Below are 24,312 nucleotides of genomic sequence, written 5' to 3'. Positions count from 1 at the left end.
GATCCGCTGTGGAATTACCACAGTCCACGTCGGTCTTACTGCACGTGTCATGTGATGAATGTGTTGTTTTTTCATAATGTGGAATTGTTTGCAAATCGAACTTTAAAGAGGCTTCGTAAGTCTTTAATCTTGCTAACAATTTCTTTTTTTCCTAAACTGGCGCAATCCAAGTTGCGCGCTGAATGAATCATGTTCCGGTCTGATTCCCCCCTATTGTTTCGATTCTTCGGCTCTACCCCTCTTACATCGGTCGCCGCCTCTGTGCTGCTGACCGTTTCCATGCTGGCCGCTCCCGCGGTCGATGCCGCGACGAAATCGACGGACACCGCAAAAACCAGCAAAAAGTCGGCAAAAGTCGTTAAGTCCGAGAAAAAGTCGGCAAGTACCTCCTCTAAATCCGCAAAAACCAAGCAAGTCGCCAGCAGCGGCAAGACTGAGCACGTCACTACGCGCAAGGTCGTGGTACTGAAAAACGGCAAGCGTCAGGTCGTGACGCAGCGCCAGGCTGCGCCGGTGCGCGCGGCCTTTATCCCGGCGAAACCCTCGCTGGGCGAGGCGCTCGGGCTGCGTGACACGGAGGATGCGCTCGCGCTGCGCTCCAGCGTGGCGCTGGTGATGGACCAGAACTCCAACGAAGTGCTGTTCCAGAAGAACGCCGCCGCGGTGCTGCCGATCGCCTCGATCACCAAGCTGATGACCGCCCTGGTGGTGATGGACGCGCGTCAGCCGATGGATGAGGTTCTCACCATCACAGAGGACGACCGCGACAATGAAAAGCACAGCAGCTCGCGCCTGCGATTCGGTGCGCAGCTGAGCCGCCAGGAGGCGCTGCTGCTGGCCCTGATGTCCTCGGAGAATCGGGCGGCGTCGGTGCTGGGCCGCAGCTATCCGGGCGGCCTGCCGGCATTTGTGCAGGCCATGAACCGCAAGGCACGCGAACTCGGCATGAACGACAGCCACTTCGTCGATTCGAACGGCTTGTCGAGCAGCAATGTCTCGAGCGCGATGGACCTCGTGCGCATGGTCAACGCGGCGTACCGCAATCCCACCATCCGCGAGTACTCCACGCAGACCGAGTATGAGGTCAACGTGCTCGGGCGTACCCAGCACTACGTCAGCACCAACCGCCTGGTGCGCGGCGGCAACTGGGATATCGGCCTGCAGAAGACCGGCTTTATCTCCGAGGCTGGCCAGTGCCTGGTGATGCAGGCGAAGGTGAACGGCCGCAATGTGGTGATGGTGTTCCTGGATTCGGTTGGCAAGCTGTCGCGCTTTGCGGATGCCAACCGCGTCAAGGACTGGCTGGAACACGTGCAAACGGGTCCCGCCCGCCCTTTTCCGTCCTCCCCTAACCTGACGCAGGGGCCAGGTTCCCCCCAGGCTATCCTTACCGCCCAGCAGCCACGCGGCATCTGATGGCGGAGCCGCAATGACCCGGCACCCACGGACCTGAGGTCATGAAAAACGCGCCGTCCCCGGCGCGTTTTTTTCGTTGGGCGCCGCGGCGCGCCCGGTGCCTACAGCAGCTTGCCAGGGTTCATGATGCCGGCCGGATCCAGCAATTGCTTGATGCCCCGCATCAGGCGAAGTTCGAGCGGGTCCTTGAGGCGCAGGAAATCATCGCGCTTGAGCTGGCCGATGCCATGCTCGGCGCTGATGCTGCCGCCGTAGCGCGCGACCTCGTCCAGCACCTCGGCGGTCAGTGCCTTGCCGTGCTGAGCGGTCCAGTCGCGCTCCGCGCCTGCCGGACGCGACAGGTTGTAGTGCAGGTTGCCGTCGCCGAAGTGCCCGAAGATGAAGGGGCGGATGCTGGGGCTGACGGCCTTGAGGCGCTTCTCCATCGATGCCATGAAGGCGGGGATCTGCTCGATCGGCAGTGAGACATCGTGCTTCAGGTGCGGCCCGTCGGCGCGCTGCGCCTCGGAGATTTCCTCGCGAAGCTTCCACAGGCTCTGCAATTGCGCCAGCGAAGCGGAGACCGCGGCATCCAGGCACAACTCGCGCTCCAGCGCTTCCCCGATCACGCGTTCGAGCAGGGTGTTGAGGGCCTCTTCGTCCGTGGTGTCGGCCAGCTCCACCAGCACATAGGCGGGATGGCGCTGGGCGAACGGCTCCTGTACGCCTTCCACATGTCTGAGCACCAGGTCGACGCAATCGCCGGTAAAGAACTCAAAGGCTTGCAGGCGCGCGCCACACTGGGCGAACAGCAGTTCGAAAAGCTCCAGCGCCTGCAGGGGCGACGCCACCGCGGCCAGCACCACCGAGCGCGCATCGGTGCGCGGAAACAGGCGCAGCGCCGCGGCGGTGATCACGCCGAGCGTGCCCTCGGAGCCAATCAGCAATTGTTTGAGATCGTAGCCGGTGTTGTCCTTGCGCAAGGCGCGCAGCCCGTGAAAGATCTCGCCGTTGGGCAGCACGGCCTCGACGCCCAGCACCAGTTCACGCGCCATGCCATAGCGCACCACATTGACACCGCCAGCATTGGTAGCAAGGTTGCCRCCGATCTGGCAGGAGTCCTCGGCSGCCAGGCTGAGCGGTAGCAGGCGATGCGCTTCTTGGGCGGCGCGCCGCAGGTTACCCAGGATGCAGCCCGCTTCCGCGACCATCGTGTTGGCGATGGTATCGATCGAACGGATCGCGTTCATGCGGTCCATGCTCAGCACCACGTTGACCGGACTGCTGTCAGGAGCGGCGCCGCCGCACAGGCCGGTATTGCCGCCGCGCGGCACCACCGGCACCGCGGCCTGCTGGCACAGCGCCAGGCAGCGGGCCACCTCATCCACCGAGCGCGGCCGTACCACGGCTTGCGCATTGCCACGGTAAAGGCCGCGCCAGTCGGCGAGCCAGGGCGCGACCTGGTCGGGCTCGGTGGCAACCACGTCGGGGCCCAGTGTTTCGATCAGGCGGGGCAGGAAGGCTGTATTTTGCATGGTGGTTCTATCTGGAGAGACGATGCGGCTCAGGCCGCTGAATGGGATGGTTCCTGCCGGGCTGCGGGGGACTCGGCGCGCGCGTGCGGCCGCAGGCCCAGGCGCGCCGCCGCGCCCTGCAGATGGGACACGGCAGCGGCGCGCGCCAGTTCCGGGTCGCCGGCACGGATTGCGTGGAAGATGGCCAGGTGCTCTTGGTGGACTTGTTCGGACAGGCCATCCTGCTGGCGCGTATTCAGCCGTGCCACATGCACGGCCTGGTGCAATTGCAGGTTCAGGTATTGGAGCAGTTGCAGGTAGTACTTGTTGTGCGTGGCGGTGGCGATTGCCACGTGGAAGGCGGTGTCCGCCTCCACGCTGCGGTGAGGATCATGCAGTTGCGCCGCCAGCCGCTCCAGCAGCGATTGCATCTCAGCGACATCCTGCGCGGTGCGTCGTTGCGCGGCCAGCGCGGCGGCAGCGCTCTCGAGGTCGAGCCGCAGTTCGTAGATGCTCGCCAGTTCGTCGCGATCGATGTCCATCTCCCGCGGCAACTGGAAACCGGCGTTGCCCACGCGGGAGCGCACCGTGCTGCCCACGCCCTGACGGCTTTCGATCAGGCCCTGGGAGCGCAGGTGTTCGGTCACCTCGCGAATGACGGCCGGGCTCACGCCGTAGTGCCCGGCAAGCTGCTTGCCGGTCGGCAGGCGGGCGCCAACGGGGTACGTGCCGTTGGCGATCTCGGCGCGCAGTTGCTGGGTCACCTGTTCGGTGAGGGTGATGGCTTTGGTACGCATGCCCGGCAGGATATCGTTGTTCAGGTTATCTGAAAACTAAGTGTAAACCCTTGCCGTTGCGGATCGATGCATGAATGGGGAAATGGGGTTAAGCGCGCCGCCGGCGATTGAGGATCAATAACAGCCAAGCGGCAACCCAGCGGCAGGCGTCAGCGGAAAAGCAGGATAGCGGGGTGAAGGCGGTGCCGGGACCGGGCGGGAAGGGTGTCCCGCCTATCCCTCACCCCCGAGGGGCTCAGGCGGCCACGTCGGTCGCGTAGCCCATGCCGCGCGAGATCTGCAGCGCGGTTTCCTTCAGGTTCTGCAGCCAGCTGTCCTGCAGGCGGTCGGCCGGGGCCGATAGCGAGAGCCCGGCAACCAGCCGGCGCGAATCGTCGTAGATGCCGGCTGCAATGCAGCGCACGCCGAGTTCCAGTTCCTCGTTGTCGCGCGCGTAGCCGTTCGTGCGGACCCAGTTGAGTTCGCGTTCCAGCTTGATCAGGTCCGTGATCGAGGTGCGCGTATGGCCGGCCAGCCCGGTGCGGGTGGCATAGTTGCGCACCCGCGCGACTTCGTCGGCCGCCAGGAACAGCTTGCCCACGGAGGTCAGGTGCAGCGGCGCGCGTCCGCCAATGGCGCGCACCACCTGCATGCCGGAGCGTTCGCTGTACGCGCGCTCGATGTAGACGATCTCATCGCCCTGGCGCACAGACAGGTTGACGGTCTGGCCCGTCACGCGATGCAGTGCGCGCATCGGCGCCAGTGCCGCGTCGCGTACCGACAGGCGGGCCTTGACCAGGTTGCCCAGTTCCAGCAACCGCATGCCAAGCCGATAGCTGCCGGGATCGGAGCGGTCGACGAAACGGCAGGCCACCATATCGTTGAGGATGCGGTGCGCCGTGGAGGGGTGCAGGCCGGTGGTCAACGACAGTTCTTTCAGGCTGACCGGATCAGCATGCTGGGCTAGCGCATCCAGCAAGGTCATCATGCGCTCGATGACCTGGATGGATGTCTTTCCTGGTGCCTTGTCTGCTTCTGCCATGGGGAAATGTTGCCGTGCGGCAAATTAAGCGGTTGCCTGATTCTATCTCGCATTGTGAAAATTTCAATAGGTGAAATGACATTACCGAAAGAAACTTCAGATTCCGCCGATGGCGGATGTGCCGGGAAAGGCATGCAAAAATGCAGTGAATTCCCCCGCGCCATGAACGCTTTTGTATGCCGCACGGTGCGCAAGAGCGCATAATTGCGGGGTTTCGGGGTCTGGAAAAGGGAAACAATGCGAGTCGGTCTGTTCGCCACCTGCCTGGTGGACCTCATGCGTCCGGAAATCGGTTTCTCGGTGCTCAAGCTGCTGGAGAAGGCGGGTTACGAAGTGATGGTGCCCGAGGCGCAGACCTGTTGCGGCCAACCTGCCTACAACTCGGGCGAACGCGTCGGGGCGCGCGATCTGGCGGAGAAATTCCTGCGCGAGTTCGAGATGTTCGACTATGTGGTGATCCCGTCGGGCTCATGTGGCGGCATGGTGCTGCATCACTACGCCGACCTGCTGGGCGACGATCCCGAACTGAATGGCCGCTATGAGGGCTTGCGCTCGCGCGTGTTCGAGCTGACCGACTTCCTGGCCAACGTGGCCAAGCTGGGCGAATTCGATTCCAGGTTCGCCGGCCGCATTACCTACCATGACTCCTGCTCCGGCCTGCGCGAACTCGGCGTCAAGAGCCAGCCGCGCGCCTTGCTGGCGCAATTGCCCGGCGTACAGTTGAGCGAAATGAAGGACTGCGAGGCCTGCTGCGGATTCGGCGGCACCTTCTCGGTCAAGTACGGCAATATCTCGACAGCCATCGTCGACGAGAAGTGCGCCAACATCAAGGCCAGCGGCGCTGATGCCGTGGTGCTGGGCGACCTTGGCTGCATGCTCAATATCGAAGGGCGCCTGCGCCGGACCGGCGACACACGTACCCAGGTGCTGCACATCGCGCAAGTGCTCGCCGGCGACGCCTGAGCCCGGGCGGACGAAAAACAAACCTTGGCGAGATCCCCGCTATGCAAGTTCGCAGCATGGAATTCAAGGCGCGCGCGGGCCAGAAACTGGCTGACCAGCGCCTGCAGCAGAACCTCAAGAAGCTTTCCACCAAGTTCGTGACGGCGCGCGCCGATGCCATTCGCGACATCGATTTCGATGCCACGCGCGAGGCGCTCAAGGAGCGACGTGACCGCGCGTTGCAGAACCTCGATGTCTGGCTGGCCACTTTCGAGGAAAACGCCACGCGCCGCGGCGCCACCGTGCTGTTTGCCGAAACCACCGCGGATGCCGCGCGGCTGGTGGCGGAGATCGCGCAGAAGCATGGCGTCAAGAAGGTCATCAAGAGCAAATCGATGGTGACCGAGGAAATGCGCCTGAACCAGGTGCTTGGCGAGATGGGCGTGCAGAGCATCGAGACCGACCTCGGTGAGTACATCCTGCAGATCAACGACGCGGAGCCGCCGTCGCACATCATCGCCCCGGTGGTGCACAAGGACAAGGAAGAGATCGCCGACCTGTTTGCCAGGGTGCACCACAAGCCGCGCCTGACCGATATCCCCGAGATGACGCGCGAGGCGCGCGAAGTGCTGCGGCCGGAATTCCTGTCGGCCGACATGGGCGTGACCGGCGGCAACTTCATCATTGCCGAAACCGGATCGGTGGCGGTGGTGACCAACGAAGGCAACGAGGGCATGTGCACGGTGATGCCACGAGTGCACGTAGCCGTGACCGGCATAGAGAAAGTACTGCCGACGCTGGAAGACCTGGCCACCGTGATGCGGCTGCTGCCGCGCTCGGCTACCGGGCAGGCGATCTCCAATTATTTCTCGCTGCTGACCGGCCCGCGTGCCGAGGGCGAGCGCGATGGCCCGGAGCATATGTATTTCGTGCTGGTCGACGGCGGGCGCAGTGGCCTGATCGGGGGCGACTTCCAGGACATGCTGCGCTGCATCCGCTGCGGCGCCTGCATGAACCACTGCCCGGTGTACCAGAAGATCGGTGGCCATGCCTATGGCTGGGTTTATCCTGGCCCGATGGGCAGCGTGCTGACGCCGAGCTATACGGGCCTGGCCAACGCGCTGGATCTGCCACAGGCAGCCACGCTGTGCGGCGAATGCAACCGCGTGTGCCCGGCTTCCATCCCGTTATCGGACCTGTTGCGCAAGCTGCGGGAGAAACAGATGGAACGCGGCCTGCGCCCCTGGCAGGAGCGGCTCGGGCTGCAGGTGTGGGGCTACGTGGCGCGCCGTCCGGCGCTCTATGCCTTCGCCACCCGCATTGGCGCGCGCCTGCTCTCGCGCATGGGCGGCAGCAGCAAGCTGATCGCCAGGCTGCCGATGGCAGGCCGGGGCTGGACGGAGACCCGCGACCTGCCCGCACCGAGCGGACGGACCTTCCGCGAACTCTACAAGGAAAGGAGGGCCCGTTGATGGCCACGACCACTGACAACGCGCCGGCGCTGGCGGCCATGCGCGCAGCGCTTGAACAACATATCGGCGGCCAGCTCGCCGCCGATGGCCTGGTGCGCAACTGGCGCGAGGCAGCGCCCGCGCTGGTATTGCCGCCGATGTTCGAGCAGGCGATGGAAGAGTTGCTGCGCCGGCTGGAGATGTCGGCAGTGTTCGCGCAGGACAGCTGCTCGTTTTCGAGTTCGGCGGTGACCGACCAGCTCAAGCGCTGGCTGGACAAGGCGGCCACGGCCTGAACGTGGCCGGCCAAAATGCGGAAGGCCCCCGCCGAGACGGGGGCCTTCCGCATTTTGGCCGGGGCTTAGCCTAGCAGCAACGCATCGTCATCCAGTTGCTCATGCCGTGTCTGCTCGAACATGCGCAGCAGATCCGGCACGTCCAGTCCGGCGCGCTGATCGCCCGACACGTCCAGTACGACCTGGCCCTGGTGCAGCATCACCGTGCGCTGCCCGTAGTCCAGCGCCTGGCGCATGCTGTGCGTAACCATCATGGTGGTGAGCTTGGCTTCCTCCACGATCTTGGCGGTCAGCTCCAGCACGAAGGCCGCCGTCTTCGGGTCGAGCGCGGCGGTGTGCTCGTCCAGCAGCAGGATGCGCGAGGGCTGGAGCGAAGCCATCAGCAGGCTCACGGCCTGGCGCTGGCCGCCCGAGAGCAGGCCGATACGGTCCGTCAGGCGATTTTCCAGGCCCAGGTTGAGCAGGCGCAGCTTGTCGCGGAACAGCTCGCGCGAGGGCTTGTTCAGCGCCGCGCGGAAGCCGCGCCGGCTGCCGCGCGCCATGGCCAGCGCCATGTTCTCCTCGATGGTCAGCGCTTCGCAGGTGCCCGCCATCGGGTCCTGGAACACGCGTGCCACCAGCGGGGCACGGTCCCAGGCCGGCTTGCGCGTGACATCGATATCATCGATGGTGATGCGGCCCGAATCGACCATCTGGTCGCCGCTGATGGCGTTGAGGAAGGTCGACTTGCCCGCGCCATTGGAACCGATCACGGCAACGAACTGGCCGGTCGGGATATCCAGGCTGAGGCCGCGCAGCGCGCGCGTCTCGATCGGGGTGCCGGGATTGAAGGTGAGTTTCAGGTCTTGTGCGCGCAGCATCTCAGGCACCTCCGTTCTTGCGGCCGAACAGCTTCTTGCGGGTTCCCGGCAACACCAGGGCGCCGGTCACCAGTACCGCCGTGACCAGGTTCAGGTCTTGCGCCTTGAGGCCGATGAACTCGCTGTTGAGCGCCAGCGCGATGAAGAAGCGGTAGAGGATGGCGCCCAGCACCACGGCCAGCGTGGTGTACACCAGCCGGCGCGCCGGCAGGATGCTCTCGCCGATGATCACCGCGGCCAGGCCGATCACGATGGTGCCGATGCCCATGGAGATGTCGGAACCGCCCTGGGTCTGCGCGAACAGCGCGCCCGCGAGTGCCACCAGGCCATTGGACAGCGCCATGCCGGCCAGCGTGGCGCGGCCGGTGGCGATGCCCTGGGACCGCGCCATGCGCGGGTTGGCGCCGGTGGCGCGCATGGCCAGGCCGAGCTGCGAGGAGAAGAACCAGTCCAGGCCGAGCTTGGCCACCACCACCACGATCAGCAGCAAGGCCGGGCGCAGCATGTAGTCCGGCAGCCAGTCAGGTTGCAGGATGGTGAAAATGGTGGACTCGGTGATCAGCGGCACGTTGGGCTTGCCCATGATGCGCAGGTTGACCGAGTACAGCGCGATCATCATCAGGATACTGGCGAGCAGGTCCATGATCTTGAGGCGTACATTGAGCCAGCCGGTGATGAAGCCGGCAAAGGCGCCCGCCACGATCGCCAGCCCTGTGGCGATGAAGGGATCCTGGCCGGAAGCGATCAGCGTGGCCGCCACGGCGCCGCCCAGCGGGAAGCTGCCGTCGACGGTCAGATCGGGAAAATTGAGGATGCGGAAGGAGATCAGCACCCCCAGGGCGACGAGGCTGAAGATCAGGCCGATCTCCAGGGCGCCCAGAAGGGAAAAGAGGGACATGGGGAAATCCAGTTGCTATTTCCGGCACGGGAGGCCGGATCAGGAACGCCTGGCGCGCTGCCCGGGTCGGGCGACGCGGTACGGGCGTTCCGGGGGCGGGCCCGGATAGAGCCACCTGCGCGCGAACGCGCAGGGTCAGCGTGCCGTGATTACTTGATGACGGTCTTCGCTTCCTTGACCAGTTCGGGCGACAGCGTCACGCCTTGCTTCTCGGCCGCGCCGGTGTTCACGAACAGCTCCAGCTTGTCGCTGGTTTCCGAAGCGATCGCGCCGGGCTTCTCGCCCTTCAGGATACGCACCACCACCTTGCCGGTCTGATGGCCGAGGTCGCCGTAGTTGATGCCCAGCGCGGCAATGGCGCCACGCTTGACGCTGTCGGTATCGGCAGCCACCAGCGGGATCTTTGACTCGTTGGCGACCTTGACCAGGGCTTCGTACGCCGACACCACGTTGTTGTCGGTGTTGGTGTAGATCACATCGACCTTGCCGATCAGGCTCTTGGCGGCGGCGCCGATGTCGACCGTGCGCGGCGCGGCGGCTTCCTTCAGCGTCAGGCCTTCCTTGGCCAGCATCGCCTTCAGTTCCTTGACCACCACCACCGAGTTGGCTTCACCGGGGTTGTAGACCATGCCAACCGTCTTGGCCTTGGGCACCACGCGCTTGATCAGGGCAACCTGGCGGTCCAGCGGCAGCTTGTCCGACACGCCGGTCACATTGGTGCCCGATGCGCCCCAGCCCTTGACCAGCTGGGCGGCAACCGGGTCGGTCACGCCGGAGTACACCACCGGCACCGACTTGGTGGCGGCCACCACGGCCTGTGCCGACGGCGTGGCGATGGCGACGATCACATTGGGCTGGTCGCCGACGAACTTGCGCGCGATCTGCGCGGCGGTGCCGGTATTGCCCTGTGCGCTCTGGTATTCCCACTTCAGGTTCTTGTCGGCATCGTAGCCAGCGCTCTTCAGTTCGTCGCGCACGCCATCACGGATGGCGTCCAGCGCGGGATGGTCGACGATCGACAGCACCTTGACGGTCTGGGCCTGCACGGCGCCGCCATACAGCAGCGCGAGGGCCACGGCGCTGCCCAGGATGGTCTTGCTCGATGTCTTGAGACACTTCATGGTATGGATCTCCCCCGGAGTGGGTTCTGGGTAATCAGCCGCTCTTGGTTTTCGATGGGTTTGGTCCGCAGTCCTGCCCGGTGGCGCGTGGCGCCGGCCGGCCGGTCCGTTGCGGGAACGACACACCAGGCGGCAGGCAGGCGGTCGCTGGGGCGCAGCGGATACGACGGCGATAAGCCTGCGAGGATACCATTTTCGAGACGCGATTTGCCCTGTTTTGCCCTGTTCTAGTGCGGCACTAGGGGAAAACGGCAGGACCGGAGCGCGCTGAGGGCGGCTCCGGTTGGCGCGCCGGCATCGGTGCGCGGAACGCGGGAAGTCTACTGGGCGGGGTTGTGAATCTCGGCGTGGATGTGGGCGATGGCTGCGGTTGCCGCTTCGGGCAGGGGCACCTGCCAGGCGTCGATGTTCTCGCGCAGTTGCTCCACCGAAGTGGCCCCGACGATCGTGCTCGCCGCGAACCAGCGCGAGTAGGCCCAGGCCAGCGCCAGCGTCGCCGGCGAGATGCCGTGCTCGCGCGCCAGCGCCACATAGCGGGCGGCGGCGGCCAGGCTTTCCTGGCGCAGGTAGCGCGGGCTCCAGTCGGGCGGGAAGCGCGTGAGCCGCCCTTTGGCCTGCGTGTCGAACACGGGATGCGCGAGATCGCCGCCCAGGTATTTCCCGGTGAGCTGCCCAAAGGCCAGCGGGCTATAGACCAGCAGGCTGACGTCGGTACGGAAGCAGGCCTCGTCCAGGCCCTGCTCGTAGCTGCGGTTGAGCAGGTTGTATGGGTTCTGGACCGTGGCGATGCGCGGCAGGCCGTGCAGCTCTGCCTGCTTGACGAATTCGGCCACGCCCCACGGCGTTTCGTTGGACACGCCGACGTAGCGGATCTTGCCCGCGCGTACCAGTTCGCCCATGGCTTCAAGCTGCGCCTGGACCGAGGCGCACTCGCGCTCGTTTTCCGGATTGAACTGCTTCTGCCCGAAGATGGGCGCGTTGCGAGCCGGCCAGTGGATCTGGTACAGGTCGATGTAATCGGTTTGCAGGCGCGCCAGCGAGGCGTCCACCGCCGCGCGGATGCTGTCCGGCGTCAGGTCGCTGCCGTTGCGGATCCACGGCATGCGCGCCGGGCCGGCGACTTTGGTCGCCAGCACGATACGGTCGCGCTGCTGGCGCTTGAGCCAGCTGCCGACGATGCGCTCGGTGCTGCCATACGTTTCGGCGCGCGGCTTGACCGGGTACATCTCGGCGGTGTCGATAAAGTTGATGCCGCGCGACACGGCGTAGTCGAGCTGGCTATGGCCTTCGGCTTCGGTGTTCTGCTCGCCGAAGGTCATGGTGCCGAGGCAGATGCGCGAGACCTGCAGGTCGCTGCGGCCCAGACGAATGGTTTCCATTGGCTATCCTTGTTAGGCGTTGACGCCCGGTATGGGGAGGGCGGCTGTGGTATCACCGGCTGCCAGCACCCTGGCAACCCCAATCGAAGCGCGCCTCAGCCGCGCAGGGCGGCGGCACATTCCTTGACCAGCACCGGTCCGCGGTAGATCAACCCGCTGTACACCTGTACCAGTTGCGCGCCGGCCGCAATCTTGGCTTGCGCGTCGGCGCCGCTGAAGATACCGCCCACGCCCACGATGGGCACCGCATCCCCAACCACCTCGCGCAGGCCCTTGACGACGCGCGTGGACGACTCGAACACCGGCCGGCCCGACAGGCCGCCGGCTTCCTCGCCGTGCGGCAGCCCCTTGACCGCGTCGCGCGCGATGGTGGTGTTGGTGGCAATCACGCCATCGATGCGGTGGCGCACCAGCGCATCGCCGATATTGCGGATCTGGTCGGCGTCGAGGTCGGGCGCGATCTTGAGCGCGAGCGGCACGTAGCGCTTGTGCTGGTCGGCCAGGCGCTGCTGCGCGTCCTTGAGCGTCGAGAGCAGGCTGTCGAGTTCACTCGCGCCCTGCAACTGGCGCAGGTTCTTGGTGTTGGGCGACGAGATATTGACGGTGACGTAGCTGGCGTGCGGGTAGACCCGTTCCAGGCAGTGCAGATAGTCATCCACCGCGCGCTCGATCGGCGTATCGGCGTTCTTGCCGATGTTCAGGCCCAGTACGCCGCCCTCGGCCTTCCAGCGCGACGCCTTGACGTTGGCGATAAACGCATCCACACCGCCATTGTTGAAGCCCATGCGGTTGATCAGCGCATCGGCCTGCGGCAGGCGGAACATGCGCGGGCGGGGGTTGCCCGCTTGCGCGCGCGGCGTCACGGTACCCACTTCGATAAAGCCGAAGCCGAACGCCGCCAGCCCGTCGATATAGGCGCCATCCTTGTCGAGCCCGGCGGCCAGGCCCACCGGATTGGGAAACCGCACGCCCATCACCGTGCGCGGGTCATCGGCGATGGTGTTGCCGATGCAGCCCGCCAGCCCCAGACGCTTGGCGCGCAGCAGGTTGTTGAGGGTGAAATGGTGGGCGTCCTCCGCATCCATCGAAAACAGGGCGGGGCGAAACAGGGGATAGAGCGCGTTCAGCACAGGGAATCAGCTTGGAAGTCGGGACCAGGACGGCATTGTAGCGGTTGGGCCGGAAGCGGTACTGCCGCGCAGGCGCGACCCGGCTCCAGCCGCCCCCCCGGATACCGGCCATCAAGTCTCCGGCGCTTCCTCGCCGGGCTGCGGCGGAACGATCGGGATGGCAGTGGGAGAGGCAACCGCGACCGCTTCCTGTGGCGAATCGAAGGGGCGCCACTGGTTGGCGGTCAGCACCTGCAGCGGCTGGTAGCGCGCCTTATAGGCCATCTTGCGGCTATCGGCGATCCAGTAGCCCAGGTACAGGTGCGGCAGGCCGAGTTCGCGGGCCTGCTGGATCTGCCACAGGATGTTGTAGGTGCCATAGCTGGCTTTGACTTCCAGCGGGTCGTAGAAGGTATAGACCGAGGACAGCCCGTCGTCGAGCACGTCGATCATGCTGACCATGCGCAGGCGGCCGGCCTCCGGCGAGCCCGGCGGTTCGCGGAATTCGACCAGGCGCGAGTTGACCCGGCTTTGCAGCAGGAACTGCTCATACTGGTCCCGGCTGTCCTGGTCCATGCCCCCACCGGCATGGCGCATCGACTGGTACAGGAGATAGAGCGAATAATGCTCTTCGACATAAGTCAGCGGCGCCACCAGGGCCTGCAGGCTCTCGTGCTGCCGCCAGGCCCGGCGCTGGCTGCGGTCGGGGCGAAACTGGTCCACCACCACGCGGCATGGCGTGCAGGCGCGGCATTCATCGCAATAGGGGCGGTAGGTAAAGATGCCGCTGCGCCGGAACCCGGCGCGGACCAGCCGCGAGTAGACGTCGGCATTGATCAGGTGGGCGGGCGTGGCCACCTGCGAGCGCGCCATGCGGCCATCGAGGTAGCTGCAAGCGTAGGGCGCCGTAGCGTAGAACTGCAGCGCGGAAAGGGGGAGTTCCTTTAGCTTGCTCATGTGTCTGCAACGGCCAGGGATGAAACAGCAACGCAGGTAAGCCGATGGCGCCGTGACCGGACGCTGCGCAGTGTGGCCGGAGGGGCGGGCCCTATGCCCGATCCTGAATCCGGGTCCATCTCTGCAGCACCGTCTTGTCGAAGCGCCACGGGTTGATATCCGGCTGGCGGGTGGCGATGCGGATATGGGCCGCGAACTCAGCACGCGGAATCGGACTCGCCCCGAGCGAAGCCAGATGATCGGTTTCCTGCTGGCAGTCTATCATCGCCACGTCGTGGTTGCCGAGGAACGCGCACAGCGCGGCCAGGGCAATCTTGGAAGCGTCCGTGCGCCGCGCGAACATCGATTCGCCATAGAACATGCGCCCGAGCGCCACGCCATACAGCCCGCCCGCGCGCTCGCCGCGGTACCAGCTCTCCACGCAATGCGCCAGGCCGTTACGGTGCAGCGCACCATAAGCGGCAATGATGTCTTCGGTGATCCATGTGCCATGCTGGCCCTCCCGCGGGGTCAGCGCGCAAGCCTGCATCACGGCGATAAAGTCGTCGTCGACGCGGATTTCCCAGTCGGGGTCGCGCAGCACGCGCTTGAGGGTCTTGCGGAAGGTGGCGGAAACCCGCAGCGCCTGTGGCGCCAGCACCATGCGCGGATCGGTGCTCCACCACAGCACCGGCTGGCCTTCGGCATACCAGGGGAAGATGCCTTGCCGGTAAGCCAGCAGCAGGCGCTGGGCCGACAACTCGCGGCTGGCCGCCAGCAGGCCGGGCGCGTCCGACCCGGGGCCGAGCGCACGCTCGACCGGCGGGAACGGATCATGCGGATCCAGCCAGGTGATCATGCGGGAGTGGCGGGCAACGCGCCCGTGTTCAGGGTTCGACCGTGGCCCGGCTGGTCAGCGGGCGCATCGGCTTGTCGATATCCAGGCTGTGCAGGCGGAAGGTGCCGTCCGTCAGCCGTCCCGCCGCGCGGTCAGCGAAGAAGCAGCGCAGCGAATGGATCACGGTGGGGAAGGCCAGTTCGTCCCAGGGCACGTCGGCTTCCTCGACCAGCTTCACCTCCAGGCTCTCCTCTCCCGCGGAGATATCGAGATCCTCCAGCGTGGCCAGGTAGAACATATGCACCTGATGCACATGCGGCACATTCAGGATGGAGAACAGCTCCCCGATCTTTACCCGTGCACCGGCTTCCTCGAGCGTCTCGCGGGCGGCGCCCTGCGCGGTGGTCTCGCCGATCTCCATGAAGCCGGCGGGCAGCGTCCAGAAGCCGTAGCGCGGCTCGATGGCGCGCTTGCACAGCAGGACCTTGTCCTCCCACACGGGAATGGTGCCGACTACATTGCGCGGATTGACGTAGTGGATGGTGCTGCAGTTGTCGCACACTGAACGCAGGCGCGAGTCGCCTTCTGGGATGCGCAGCACGACCGCATGGCCGCAGTTCGAGCAGAATTTCATGAGAGGCGTCCGGGAGGAATGGCGAAAGTGTATCACCGCCGATGCGGGCTGCCGGGGGTGCGATGCTAGTTTGGGAAAGGTCCGCGAACGGGGTGGCGGCCATGTAGAGAATTCGTCGCGCAAAAAACAAAAAACGCCCGGAGGGGCGTTGATTTGTTCTGCGTCCGACAGCCGGTCGCGTGGGTCTGCGTGGCTTTGGTTGCGGGGGCAGGACTTGAACCTGCGACCTTCGGGTTATGAGCCCGACGAGCTGCCAACTGCTCCACCCCGCGTCCGTCGAAGAAAAAGATTGTAAGGCAATTCCTTTTGTTGCGCAACAGCTAATTGCGTAACAATGGGAAAAGGCGCAAGACCATGCCCCTGCAACGCATGCCAGCGCGATGGCGCACCGTCATTCAGTCCTTGTCCGTGCCGTCCGGGCTGCGCTGCCACGCGCTGGCCGGGAACTGAAAACTGTCTCGCTGCAGCAGGTCGTCTCGCTGCCAGATGACACGGTCGGGACGTACCGTCAGCATCCAGGTGGTGGTCACGCGGGGGTTGGGTTCGGCGAAGGCGCGCGGCGTCAGCAGCGCGGCACAGGGGCCGTGTTCCGGGTCGCGTACCGAGGTGTAGCGGATCATGCCCAGGCCCGCCTCGCGCGCCACCCGGGCCAACGCCTGGCACGCATCGTAGCGGACGGGATCGGTCCACTGCGCCGCATCTTGCACGAAGGGCGGGGCGTCGAGCGCGATGCCGTCGGTGCGAACGCTGACCTGAAACAACGTGTGCGGGCGCGCATCGATGCGCGGCAGCGCGGGACTGTCGAGCAGGAAGCGCCAGCGCCAGTAGCCAAGCTCGGCGCAGGCGGTGCGGATATCGTCGGCGCCGTAGAACACGCCTGGATCCTGTTCGGCGCGAAAGCGCGAGCCCCACGGCGACGGGGGGTAGCGGAACGGCGTGAACAGCAGGTAATGGAGATGGCGAGCGTCGGCGGGCACGGCGGGCTTGCCGGCGTCGAGCACGGCTTCGAGCACTGCCTGTTCTTCCAGGCTGTCGACCAGCGGCATGGTCGAGACTACGTGCTGGGCCTCCACCGCGCGCCAGAGCGTGAGCGCAAAGGCCTTGCGCTCAGACGCGACCGCGGGTGGCATCCAGATAGTGAACGACACGTACCAGGCCCTCGGTTGTGCGGATCAGGTCGAGCGGTTTGCCGCCCAACGCCAGGTTTTCATTGGCAAGCCAGAGACGGGCCTGGTCGCTGTGTCCGAGGATGGCGTCGAGCGAGCGGAACAGGCGCACGAACAGCACGCCGAATTCCCATTCCTTGCGGTGCGCATCGAGCACATAGCCGCCGGATGCCATTCGGGAAACGGAGGCTGTGCTGATGCCCAGCACGTTGGCCACGCCTGCCTGGCTGATGCCGAGAAAGCCGGCGGCACGCATCACCGCCTTGGTGAGTGTGGTGCCGGGGTCCGGACTGCCGGCAGGAAGATGCTCGGGGACTTGCCTTGGTTGCATCGCCTCGCTCCTGTTTCTTCAGAAACATTATAGGCGGTTCGTTTCGTAAGGGAAGTAGTAAACGACGCCGCATCTGTAGGGTTTGGTGGCTTCGGCGGCGGCAAGTTCTCCGGCAATACGATATGTGGCCGGCCAGATTGCATTGGCCTGACAGGCCTAATAAGTCTCGATGTGGAGCCGTCCCTCCGCTTTCATGCGCGCCTCCAGTTCGGCCCAGGGAAGTCCCGCATCCGCGCACGCATCCCCGAACGCGGCGAGCACGCCGTCTTCCATGCCTTTGAGACCGCAGATATAGACATGGCCGTGCGGGTCGTTCAACAGGCCGGCCACGCGCGCGCCGGCATCCCGGATAGCGTCCTGCACATAGCGGCGTGGCTGGCCGGAGTCGCGCGAGAAAGCAAAGTGGATATCCAGGAAACTCGGCGGCAGTTTCATCAGCGGGCCGAAGTAGGGCAGTTCCCGCGCATTGCGCGCGCCGAAGAACAGCATGCGCTGCCCGGCGAAATGGTCAAGGTTGCGCCGCATGCGTTCGGTCATGGCGCGCATCGGTGCCGAGCCTGTGCCGGTGCAGATCATCATCACGCTGGCTTCGCGGTGGTTCGGCATCAGGAAGGTGCTGCCGAACGGGCCGACCACGCGCACCTCGTCGCCGCGCGCGAGGTCGCACAGGAAGTTGGATGCCACGCCGCGAACCGGCCGCCCCTCGTGGTCCTGCTCGACCCGCTTTACCGTCAGCGCGATGTTGTTGTAGCCCGGCCGCTCACCATCGCGCGGGCTGGCGATCGAGTACATGCGGATATAGTGCGGCTTGCCCGCCGCGTCGGTGCCGGGCGGCACGATGCCGATAGCCTGGCCTTCCAGTACCGGGAAGAAGTGCTGCCCGAAATCCAGCACGATGTGGTGGACGTCGCTCGACGCGTCGTCGGCGGTCAGGCGGTAGTTGCCGGCGACAGCGGCCGTGGCGGGAGCACGCACGCCGTGCAGGTTGACGTAGGGATGCGCGGCCGACCAAGGCGCCTTGGGCGAGGTATGCCCGCTGGTTTCCACCTGTTGCGCCTGCGGTTCCTGCGCACTTTCCGGCGCGGCCGGATCGGGCTGGCTCTCTGCCTCGCCGGTTGCCGGCAGCGGCGTGTGGCCAGGCAGTTCATCCCAGAGCAACTGCGCCGCGATCGGATAGGCCTCGCTTTTCAGTATGGTGCGCCAGTTGTCGATGGCACCGGTAGGGCACGGCGACAGGCAGGCGCCGCAACCATTGCATACGTCGGCCTTGACCACATAGTTGCGGTCGTCGTGGGTAATCGCGTCGATCGGGCAGGTGTCTTCGCAGGTGTTGCAGCGGATGCAGATTTCGGGGTCGATCAGGTGCTGCCTGATGATCTCGGGGGCGCCCATCTCTTGTCTCCTTGGCGTGCGGCGGGTCTGTTGCCGCCGCTGCGCCGAACGTTGCCGGTGGGTCAGTCGTTGCGTCAGTTGAAGCGCACGTACTCAAAGTCCATGGGCTGGCGGTTGACGCCGACCATCGGCGGCGCGATCCAGTTGGCGTACTTGCCGGGTTCGGTCACGCGGCCCATCAGCGAGGCAACGAAGGCGCGGTCTTCTTCCGTTGCCAGCCATTCACGTTCACTCGCCTGCCATTGGCCTTCGGTAAGCAATTCGCCCGCGGGCGAGACATGCACGTTGGCAAAGCTGCCGATCTTGCGGTTGAACGCCTTGTGCGGCACCGTCATGCGGAAGTCGATGCCGTGCTTTTCAATCACCTTGTTCCAGCGCGCCACGCCGCCGATGGAATCCTTGATGTAGTCGTCGCGCAGCACCTCGTTGAGCGCGTTGAGCATGGGTACCTCGCGCTCGCCCAGGCGGCCGTCCTGGATATCGAGGATGCGGTACACGTCGCCCTTGAGCACGTGGTCGTCGTTGCGCTTGCCTTCCTCGAAGCGGCCCTTGAGCCCGGCGCTGTAGAAGGTGGCGGCGTTGGACGACTGGTCCGCGCCGAACAGGTCGATCGTCACGCTGTAATGGAAGTTGAGATAGCGCTGGATGGTTTCGAGGTCGATCACGCCCGCCGCGCGGACCTCGGCCGGATCCCGGATATCGCGTTCGCGCATCACTTCGCAGGTGCGCTGGATCACGCGTGAGACGCCGGATTCGCCCACGAACATATGGTGGGCTTCCTCGGTCAGCATGAAGCGCGTGGTGCGCGCCAGCGGATCGAAACTGGATTCGGCCAGCGCGCAGAGCTGGAACTTGCCATCGCGGTCGGTGAAGTAAGTGAACATGAAAAAGGCCAGCCAGTCGGGCGTGCGCTCGTTGAAGGCGCCGAGGATACGGGGGTTGTCCTCGTCGCCGGAGCGGCGCCCGAGCAGCGCTTCGGCTTCTTCCCGCCCGTCGCGGCCGAAGTGGCGGTGCAGCAGGTAGACCATGGCCCACAAGTGGCGGCCTTCCTCCACATTGACCTGGAACAGGTTGCGCAAGTCATACAGGGAGGGGCAGGTCATGCCAAGATGGCGCTGCTGCTCGACCGAGGCTGGCTCGGTGTCGCCCTGGGTGACGATGATGCGGCGCAGGTTGGCACGGTGCTCGCCCGGCACCTCCTGCCAGGCCGCCTCGCCTTTGTGCTCGCCGAAATGGATGCGGCGCGCGGGATCGGCGGGCTGGAGGAAGATGCCCCAACGGTAGTCGGGCATCTTGACGTGATCAAAGTGCGCCCAGCCGGAAGGATCGACCGAGACCGCGGTGCGCAGGTAGACATCGTGCTGGTGCGAGCCCTCTGGCCCCATGTCGCGCCACCAGTCGAGGAAGGCAGGTTGCCAGTGCTCCAGCGCGCGCTGGAGCGCGCGGTCATCCGACAGGTTGACGTTGTTGGGGATCTTCTGGCTGTAGTCGATGCTCACGGGATGTCTCCTGGTTTTCTTTTTGTCTTCTATTTATCTTCTTTTGTCTTGTCGCGTGTTGCACTTGCGAGTGCCGGTTCAGACGCGGTCCCAGTCGAAGCGGGCCTTGTTGCCGGAGCCGAAGACTTTGAGCGCGCCGTGTTCGCCAATGGCATTGGGCCGGTTGAAGATCCAGTTTTGCCAGGCGGTGAGGCGGCCGAAGATGCGGGTCTCCATGGTTTCCGCCGGCCCGAAGCGCAGGTTCGCTTCGAGCCCGGTCAGCGCGTCCGGCGACAGGCTTGCGCGCTCTTCGATGGCGATGCGGATCTCGTCTTCCCAGTCGATGTCGTCGGGCGTGGCGGTGACCAGCGCCAGCGAGGCGGCGCTGATGGCGTCTAGCGGCGCGCCGGCATGGTCCTGCACGGCCTGGATCGCGGCCTCATCCTGGTAGAAGCGCGCGGCCAGCCGCGTCAGTCCGTTGACCATCGGGTAGCGGCCGAAGTTGGCAGCGCAGGCGAACAAGCGCGGCGCGTCGTCCGGCGCGTCGGGCAGGTGCAGCATATAGCTGCGGTCGGCAGCCAGCGCCAGTTCCAGCAAGGTGCCAGCAAAGCACGAGTCCGGTTCGATCAGCGCGAACAGCGTGCGGGAGGAAACTTCCAGGCGCGCCAGCGTGCGCCGCAGCATGCCGATGGTCTCGCGCACGAACCAGTGGCCGGCATGCGCTTCCAGCAGGGCATCGGTGGCCAGGACCTGATGCGGGTCGCCTTCGGTCTTGAGAATCCAGATGCCGATGTCGAGATGATTGGCGCGCAGCGTGAGGATGGCGTCGTCGAGCTCGCGCGCCATCTTCAGCGGCCACCAGTCGGCGCCAGCGGCGAGGATCTGGGCTAGCGTCTGCGGCTGCTGTTTGCGGGGGCCGAATACCGCTAGCGTTGCCTTGCGCGCAGCCGGGTCCAGGTGTACCTGGACGGTGTCATAGCGGTAGCCGTGCGCATCGTGGCTGCGCGACAGCGGCGTGAGCCGTACGCCCGGCTGGTCCGCGGGGCGGTCGCTGTCGGCGGCAAGCGCAAGCGCGCGCTGTTGTACGTGTTCGGCAAACCGCGCCGGTTTCACCACGGCATCGACCAGCTTCCACTCGAGTGCCCTCTGTCCGCGCACGCCCTCGGTGGTGGTGCAGAAGATGTCGGCATGGTCGCGCCGCACGCGGCGCTTGTCGGTGACGCGCGTAAGGCCGCCGGTGCCCGGCAGCACGCCGAGCAGCGGCACTTCGGGCAGGCTGACGGCCGATGAGCGGTCATCGACCAGCACGATTTCGTCGCAGGCCAGGGCAAGCTCATAGCCGCCGCCGGCGGTGGTGCCGTTGCAGGCCGCGATGAATTTCAGGCCTGAGTAGCGGCTGGCGTCCTCGATGCCGTTGCGGGTTTCGTTGGTGAACTTGCAGAAGTTCACCTTCCAGGCATGGGACGACTTGCCGAGCATGAAGATGTTGGCGCCAGAGCAGAAGATGCGTTCCTTGGCGCTGGTGAGCACCACGGTACGCACCTCGGGATGCTCGAAGCGGATGCGCTGCAGGGCATCGTGCAGTTCGATATCCACGCCGAGGTCGTAGGAGTTCAGCTTGAGCGCATAGCCGGGCCGCAGGCCGCCGTCCTCGTCGACATCCATGGACAGCGTGGCGACCGGGCCGTCGAACGCCAATTTCCAGTGGCGATATGTCGCGGGGTCGCGTTCGAAAGTGATGGGGGGATGCGCGGTGGTGGCAGGGACGGCCGGGGCGGACATTGTTGTCTCCTTTATGCACTATATTGTCGATCATCCTCTGTGATGAAATATAGTGCACAAATCCGGACGGCGCAATCCTTGTGCGATAACTTTCAGACCGGGCTGGCACGCCGGGCGGCAGCCAGCGCCGCCGCTCAGGTGCCCAGCACGCGGAGCTGGGCGCGCAGTGCCTGCAGGGAGGTGTTGGGATCCTGGCCGCTGGTGTCGATCGTCGCATCGGCGCGCGAGTAGAGCGGGGTGCGCGCCTGCAGGATGCGGCGCAAATCGTCCATGGCCTCCCGGTTGCCTTCCATCGGGCGCATGTCACCTTGCGCCACCACGCGCGCCATATGCTCCTCGGGCGAAGTCTTTACCCAGACCGCGTAGCAGCGCGCCAGCAGCAGGTTGAAGGTGGAGGGCTCCGAGACCAGGCTGCCAGGCGTGGCAAGCACCATGCGATCGTGCTCGCGCAGCACGCGTTCGAGTGCGCGCATCTCGTAGCGGCGGTAGGCCGCCTGTCCGTACAGCGAGTGAATCTCTGCCAGGCTGGCGCCGGCTTCCTGCTCGATGACGCCGTTCAGTTCGACAAAGGGTACTTCCATTGCCGCCGCCAGCGCCCGCCCGAGGGTGGACTTGCCCGCGCCGCGCAGCCCGATCAAGGTGATGCGGCGATGACGCAGGTCATGGGACGCCGACGGCGCCAGCGCGTAATGGCAGGCTTCGCGCACGCGCGCCAGGTCACCGGCGGGCAGTTGCGCCAGCCATTGCACCAGTTGCGAGAATTCGGAGGCCGGCTGGCCGCCGGGGGCATGCTGCGTTTCCATCTCCGCCAGCACCACCGGCAGGGGCACGTCGAGCGCGCGCGCGACCTGCCGCAGCAGCAGCACGGAAGCATTGCCGGTACCGGTTTCCAGGTTGGCGAGATAGCGCTCGGAAACCTCCGCGCCGCGAGCCAGGTCCTTGCGCGACATGCCGCGCGCAGCGCGCAGCGAGCGAATGCGCTCCCCGAGTTGCGTCAGGTAGGGATCGCGCTCGCCGGCAGGGCGGGAGTCGGAGGAGTCTGGGGCCAGCAGGGGATCTGGATCGCGGCGCATGGACGGCTTTTACGTGTCAATGAGATCCGGGAGGCATCCGGATCGGGGTTGCGATTATAAGGGACAGTACGCTCGTGTCATATAGTGCATTACTCTGCTTGCATAATAGTTGATATGCAATAAAATGCATCAACAAAAGAAAGAACAGAAGACACAACAAATACCTGACTCCGTTTCCCCATGACCAAGCTTGACCGGGGGACGGCATCGAGGAGTGGAGACATGACGCCCCCTGTTGCATCCCCGTCCCCGGTGGCCGGCGCGGGTTTGCCGCCGGCTGCCGTCGCAGTGCTGCCGGCACGGTACAACGCGGCCGCGGACCTGCTGACGCGCAACCTCACCGCCGCCCGCGCCGGCAAGCTCGCCTATGTGGACGATGCCGGCACGCTCACCTTTGCCGCGCTCGACCGGCGCAGCCGGTGTTTTGCCGCCGCGCTGCTGGCGTCCGGTGTGCGCCCGGAGGAGCGCTTGCTGCTGTGTGCCCTCGACACCATCGATTTCCCCACGGTCTTCCTCGGGTGCCTGCTGGCTGGCGTGGTACCCGTGGCCGTGAATACCCTGCTGACGGTCGACGACTACGCTTATATGCTGGAGCACAGCGGCGCGCGCGCGGTAGTGGTGTCGGCGCCGCTGGCCGCCACGATGCGCGAGGCTATCGGCAAGGCCGGCACGGATCCCGCGCTGATGCTGGYCGGCCCCGATGACGCATCCGCCGGCCCGGCGCCCAGCGTGGCCGGGATGGCAGGGCAGGGCGCGCCGCTGGAAGGCGCTGCCGCAACGCGACCGGACGACATTGCATTCTGGCTCTATTCGTCCGGCTCCACGGGGCGGCCGAAGGGCACCGTGCATACGCATGGCAACCTGTTTCATACCGCCGATCTCTATGCGCGCCAGGTGCTCGGCCTGCGTGAAGACGATGTGGTTTTTTCCGCGGCGAAGCTGTTCTTTGCCTATGGCCTAGGCAACGCGCTGACGTTCCCGCTCGCTGTTGGCGCCACCACGGTGCTGATGGCCGAGCGCCCCACGCCGCAGGCTGTTTTCCGGCGCCTGCGCGAGCACCGGCCCACGGTTTTCTGCGGCGTGCCGACGCTTTACGCAGGCATGCTGGCCGCAAGCGACCTGCCCGCGCGGGCGGACGTCGCACTGCGGCTTTGCACCTCGGCGGGAGAAGCGCTGCCCAAGGATATGGGCGATCGTTTCCAGGCGCATTTTGGTTGCGACATCCTTGATGGGATCGGCTCCACGGAGATGCTGCACATCTTTCTCTCGAACCGTCCCGGCGACGTGCGCTACGGCACCACCGGCAAGCCGGTGCCCGGTTATGCGCTGAAGCTGCTCGACGAAGCGGGTCAGCCGTGCGCGCCGGGCGAGATCGGCGACCTCTTTATCAAGGGGCCGAGCGCCGCGCTGATGTACTGGGGGAACCGCGACAAGAGCCGCGACACCTTCGTTGGCGAATGGACCCGCAGTGGCGATAAATACCTGCAGGATGCGGACGGCTATTTCATCTACGCCGGGCGCAGCGACGACATGCTCAAGGTGGGCGGCATCTATGTCTCGCCATTCGAGGTGGAGGCGGTGCTGGCGCAGCACCCGGCCGTGCTGGAGGCCGCGGTGATCGGCGTGACCGATGCCGACGGGCTGGTCAAGCCCAAGGGCTTCGTGGTGATGCGCCCCGGCCACTCGTGGCATGAGGACATGGCGGCGGAGTTGCAGGTCTTTGTCAAGTCGCGGCTGGCTCCCTACAAATATCCGCGCCAGATCGAATGCGTGGCCGAGTTGCCGAAGACGGCCACCGGCAAGATCCAGCGTTTCCGCCTGCGCCAGCGCGAGGAAGCTGCGCAGGCCGGGGGCTGAGAATCAAAGTCCAAGGCAAGAAACAAAGACATAGGCAAAGGC

22 protein-coding genes and 1 tRNA gene are annotated in these 24,312 nt (G+C 65.5%); 5 read left to right on the top strand and 18 right to left on the bottom strand.

The genetic code is table 11. The features are described from left to right. Nucleotides 1-189 precede the first annotated feature (189 nt). Complete coding sequence (pbpG, locus tag AC1DT6_RS26125) at nucleotides 190-1,416, top strand: D-alanyl-D-alanine endopeptidase (protein WP_441636291.1); 1,227 nt, start codon at nucleotides 190-192, stop codon at nucleotides 1,414-1,416. A gap of 101 nt (nucleotides 1,417-1,517) precedes the next feature. Here pbpG and AC1DT6_RS26120 read toward each other — a convergent pair whose 3' ends face one another. The 3 genes from AC1DT6_RS26120 to AC1DT6_RS26110 all read right to left on the bottom strand — a co-directional run bounded on the left by AC1DT6_RS26120 (nucleotide 1,518) and on the right by AC1DT6_RS26110 (nucleotide 4,727). Next, the gene (locus AC1DT6_RS26120) at nucleotides 1,518-2,930 is read right to left on the bottom strand and encodes an FAD-binding oxidoreductase (RefSeq protein ID WP_477103936.1); all 1,413 of its coding nucleotides are present in this window, start codon (nucleotides 2,928-2,930) and stop codon (nucleotides 1,518-1,520) included. Nucleotides 2,931-2,959: 29 nt separating this feature from the next. Beyond that, a complete protein-coding gene (locus tag AC1DT6_RS26115) occupies nucleotides 2,960-3,706 on the bottom strand; it encodes a FadR/GntR family transcriptional regulator (protein ID WP_441636295.1) in 747 nt (248 codons plus the stop codon). Between the two features lie 235 nt (nucleotides 3,707-3,941). Then, nucleotides 3,942-4,727: an IclR family transcriptional regulator gene (locus AC1DT6_RS26110; RefSeq protein WP_006155981.1), complete on the bottom strand. Its 786-nt coding sequence runs from the start codon at nucleotides 4,725-4,727 to the stop codon at nucleotides 3,942-3,944. A 237-nt stretch (nucleotides 4,728-4,964) separates the two neighbouring features. Between AC1DT6_RS26110 and AC1DT6_RS26105 the strand changes: the two genes are divergently transcribed. The 3 genes from AC1DT6_RS26105 to AC1DT6_RS26095 are packed head-to-tail and all read left to right on the top strand — an operon-like array spanning nucleotide 4,965 to nucleotide 7,416. After that, a complete protein-coding gene (locus AC1DT6_RS26105) occupies nucleotides 4,965-5,690 on the top strand; it encodes a (Fe-S)-binding protein (RefSeq protein WP_441636298.1) in 726 nt (241 codons plus the stop codon). 41 nt (nucleotides 5,691-5,731) lie between these two features. After that, the gene (locus tag AC1DT6_RS26100; protein ID WP_441636300.1) at nucleotides 5,732-7,141 is read left to right on the top strand and encodes a LutB/LldF family L-lactate oxidation iron-sulfur protein; all 1,410 of its coding nucleotides are present in this window, start codon (nucleotides 5,732-5,734) and stop codon (nucleotides 7,139-7,141) included. Then, nucleotides 7,141-7,416: a hypothetical protein gene (locus tag AC1DT6_RS26095; protein WP_441636302.1), complete on the top strand. Its 276-nt coding sequence runs from the start codon at nucleotides 7,141-7,143 to the stop codon at nucleotides 7,414-7,416. Before AC1DT6_RS26100 ends, AC1DT6_RS26095 begins: the two co-directional genes overlap by 1 nt. 65 nt (nucleotides 7,417-7,481) lie before the next feature. Here AC1DT6_RS26095 and AC1DT6_RS26090 read toward each other — a convergent pair whose 3' ends face one another. The 15 genes from AC1DT6_RS26090 to AC1DT6_RS26020 all read right to left on the bottom strand — a co-directional run bounded on the left by AC1DT6_RS26090 (nucleotide 7,482) and on the right by AC1DT6_RS26020 (nucleotide 22,413). Beyond that, on the bottom strand, nucleotides 7,482-8,276 hold the full coding sequence (locus tag AC1DT6_RS26090; RefSeq protein ID WP_035860073.1) for an ABC transporter ATP-binding protein: 795 nt from the start codon (nucleotides 8,274-8,276) through the stop codon (nucleotides 7,482-7,484). Nucleotide 8,277: 1 nt separating this feature from the next. After that, nucleotides 8,278-9,174 (bottom strand): ABC transporter permease, encoded by an 897-nt coding sequence (locus AC1DT6_RS26085; RefSeq protein WP_035860075.1) that lies wholly within the window; start codon nucleotides 9,172-9,174, stop codon nucleotides 8,278-8,280. 149 nt (nucleotides 9,175-9,323) lie between these two features. Then, nucleotides 9,324-10,295: an ABC transporter substrate-binding protein gene (locus tag AC1DT6_RS26080; protein WP_477103934.1), complete on the bottom strand. Its 972-nt coding sequence runs from the start codon at nucleotides 10,293-10,295 to the stop codon at nucleotides 9,324-9,326. Between the two features lie 320 nt (nucleotides 10,296-10,615). Further along, on the bottom strand, nucleotides 10,616-11,674 hold the full coding sequence (locus tag AC1DT6_RS26075; protein WP_441631272.1) for an aldo/keto reductase: 1,059 nt from the start codon (nucleotides 11,672-11,674) through the stop codon (nucleotides 10,616-10,618). A 95-nt stretch (nucleotides 11,675-11,769) separates the two neighbouring features. Beyond that, on the bottom strand, nucleotides 11,770-12,804 hold the full coding sequence (locus AC1DT6_RS26070; protein WP_441631270.1) for a quinone-dependent dihydroorotate dehydrogenase: 1,035 nt from the start codon (nucleotides 12,802-12,804) through the stop codon (nucleotides 11,770-11,772). 111 nt (nucleotides 12,805-12,915) lie between these two features. After that, the gene (locus AC1DT6_RS26065) at nucleotides 12,916-13,740 is read right to left on the bottom strand and encodes an arginyltransferase (protein WP_441631268.1); all 825 of its coding nucleotides are present in this window, start codon (nucleotides 13,738-13,740) and stop codon (nucleotides 12,916-12,918) included. 91 nt (nucleotides 13,741-13,831) lie between these two features. Then, a complete protein-coding gene (gene aat, locus AC1DT6_RS26060) occupies nucleotides 13,832-14,578 on the bottom strand; it encodes a leucyl/phenylalanyl-tRNA--protein transferase (RefSeq protein ID WP_441631266.1) in 747 nt (248 codons plus the stop codon). Between the two features lie 28 nt (nucleotides 14,579-14,606). Then, nucleotides 14,607-15,191, bottom strand: a complete 585-nt coding sequence (locus AC1DT6_RS26055) for an NUDIX hydrolase (RefSeq protein ID WP_035860091.1) — start codon at nucleotides 15,189-15,191, stop codon at nucleotides 14,607-14,609. Nucleotides 15,192-15,387: 196 nt separating this feature from the next. Continuing rightward, nucleotides 15,388-15,463: transfer RNA gene (locus tag AC1DT6_RS26050), tRNA-Met, on the bottom strand. A gap of 123 nt (nucleotides 15,464-15,586) precedes the next feature. Continuing rightward, nucleotides 15,587-16,339, bottom strand: coding sequence for an RES family NAD+ phosphorylase (locus AC1DT6_RS26045; RefSeq protein ID WP_441631264.1), 753 nt, complete (start codon nucleotides 16,337-16,339; stop codon nucleotides 15,587-15,589). Continuing rightward, complete coding sequence (locus AC1DT6_RS26040; RefSeq protein ID WP_035860093.1) at nucleotides 16,299-16,688, bottom strand: MbcA/ParS/Xre antitoxin family protein; 390 nt, start codon at nucleotides 16,686-16,688, stop codon at nucleotides 16,299-16,301. The genes AC1DT6_RS26045 and AC1DT6_RS26040 overlap by 41 nt, the downstream gene beginning before the upstream one ends. 156 nt (nucleotides 16,689-16,844) lie before the next feature. Then, nucleotides 16,845-18,080, bottom strand: coding sequence for a benzoyl-CoA 2,3-epoxidase subunit BoxA (gene boxA / locus AC1DT6_RS26035; protein ID WP_477111171.1), 1,236 nt, complete (start codon nucleotides 18,078-18,080; stop codon nucleotides 16,845-16,847). 74 nt (nucleotides 18,081-18,154) lie between these two features. Then, complete coding sequence (boxB, locus tag AC1DT6_RS26030; RefSeq protein WP_441631260.1) at nucleotides 18,155-19,579, bottom strand: benzoyl-CoA 2,3-epoxidase subunit BoxB; 1,425 nt, start codon at nucleotides 19,577-19,579, stop codon at nucleotides 18,155-18,157. A gap of 78 nt (nucleotides 19,580-19,657) precedes the next feature. Then, nucleotides 19,658-21,340, bottom strand: a complete 1,683-nt coding sequence (gene boxC / locus AC1DT6_RS26025) for a 2,3-epoxybenzoyl-CoA dihydrolase (protein WP_477103932.1) — start codon at nucleotides 21,338-21,340, stop codon at nucleotides 19,658-19,660. Between the two features lie 134 nt (nucleotides 21,341-21,474). Next, nucleotides 21,475-22,413, bottom strand: coding sequence for a helix-turn-helix transcriptional regulator (locus AC1DT6_RS26020; RefSeq protein WP_441631256.1), 939 nt, complete (start codon nucleotides 22,411-22,413; stop codon nucleotides 21,475-21,477). A 222-nt stretch (nucleotides 22,414-22,635) separates the two neighbouring features. On the opposite strand from AC1DT6_RS26020, the gene AC1DT6_RS26015 reads away from it, so the two are divergent. Continuing rightward, the gene (locus tag AC1DT6_RS26015) at nucleotides 22,636-24,270 is read left to right on the top strand and encodes a benzoate-CoA ligase family protein (protein WP_477115002.1); all 1,635 of its coding nucleotides are present in this window, start codon (nucleotides 22,636-22,638) and stop codon (nucleotides 24,268-24,270) included. Nucleotides 24,271-24,312: the final 42 nt, after the last annotated feature.

The organism is Cupriavidus sp. 01L45 (genome assembly GCF_056399885.1).
Note: the sequence above shows the minus strand (reverse complement) of the source record. Positions and strands in the feature narration are given on the sequence as shown.

Coding starts and splice junctions, on each gene's coding strand:
- AC1DT6_RS26115 (WP_441636295.1), bottom strand. CDS start 3,706: ATGCGTACCAAAGCCATCACCCTCACCGAACAGGTGACCCAGCAACTG.
- AC1DT6_RS26040 (WP_035860093.1), bottom strand. CDS start 16,688: ATGCAACCAAGGCAAGTCCCCGAGCATCTTCCTGCCGGCAGTCCGGAC.
- AC1DT6_RS26100 (WP_441636300.1), top strand. CDS start 5,732: ATGCAAGTTCGCAGCATGGAATTCAAGGCGCGCGCGGGCCAGAAACTG.
- AC1DT6_RS26085 (WP_035860075.1), bottom strand. CDS start 9,174: ATGTCCCTCTTTTCCCTTCTGGGCGCCCTGGAGATCGGCCTGATCTTC.
- AC1DT6_RS26095 (WP_441636302.1), top strand. CDS start 7,141: ATGGCCACGACCACTGACAACGCGCCGGCGCTGGCGGCCATGCGCGCA.
- pbpG (WP_441636291.1), top strand. CDS start 190: ATGTTCCGGTCTGATTCCCCCCTATTGTTTCGATTCTTCGGCTCTACC.
- AC1DT6_RS26090 (WP_035860073.1), bottom strand. CDS start 8,276: ATGCTGCGCGCACAAGACCTGAAACTCACCTTCAATCCCGGCACCCCG.
- boxC (WP_477103932.1), bottom strand. CDS start 21,340: ATGTCCGCCCCGGCCGTCCCTGCCACCACCGCGCATCCCCCCATCACT.
- AC1DT6_RS26020 (WP_441631256.1), bottom strand. CDS start 22,413: ATGCGCCGCGATCCAGATCCCCTGCTGGCCCCAGACTCCTCCGACTCC.
- AC1DT6_RS26080 (WP_477103934.1), bottom strand. CDS start 10,295: ATGAAGTGTCTCAAGACATCGAGCAAGACCATCCTGGGCAGCGCCGTG.
- AC1DT6_RS26055 (WP_035860091.1), bottom strand. CDS start 15,191: ATGAAATTCTGCTCGAACTGCGGCCATGCGGTCGTGCTGCGCATCCCA.
- AC1DT6_RS26065 (WP_441631268.1), bottom strand. CDS start 13,740: ATGAGCAAGCTAAAGGAACTCCCCCTTTCCGCGCTGCAGTTCTACGCT.
- boxA (WP_477111171.1), bottom strand. CDS start 18,080: ATGGGCGCCCCCGAGATCATCAGGCAGCACCTGATCGACCCCGAAATC.
- AC1DT6_RS26075 (WP_441631272.1), bottom strand. CDS start 11,674: ATGGAAACCATTCGTCTGGGCCGCAGCGACCTGCAGGTCTCGCGCATC.
- AC1DT6_RS26105 (WP_441636298.1), top strand. CDS start 4,965: ATGCGAGTCGGTCTGTTCGCCACCTGCCTGGTGGACCTCATGCGTCCG.
- AC1DT6_RS26110 (WP_006155981.1), bottom strand. CDS start 4,727: ATGGCAGAAGCAGACAAGGCACCAGGAAAGACATCCATCCAGGTCATC.
- aat (WP_441631266.1), bottom strand. CDS start 14,578: ATGATCACCTGGCTGGATCCGCATGATCCGTTCCCGCCGGTCGAGCGT.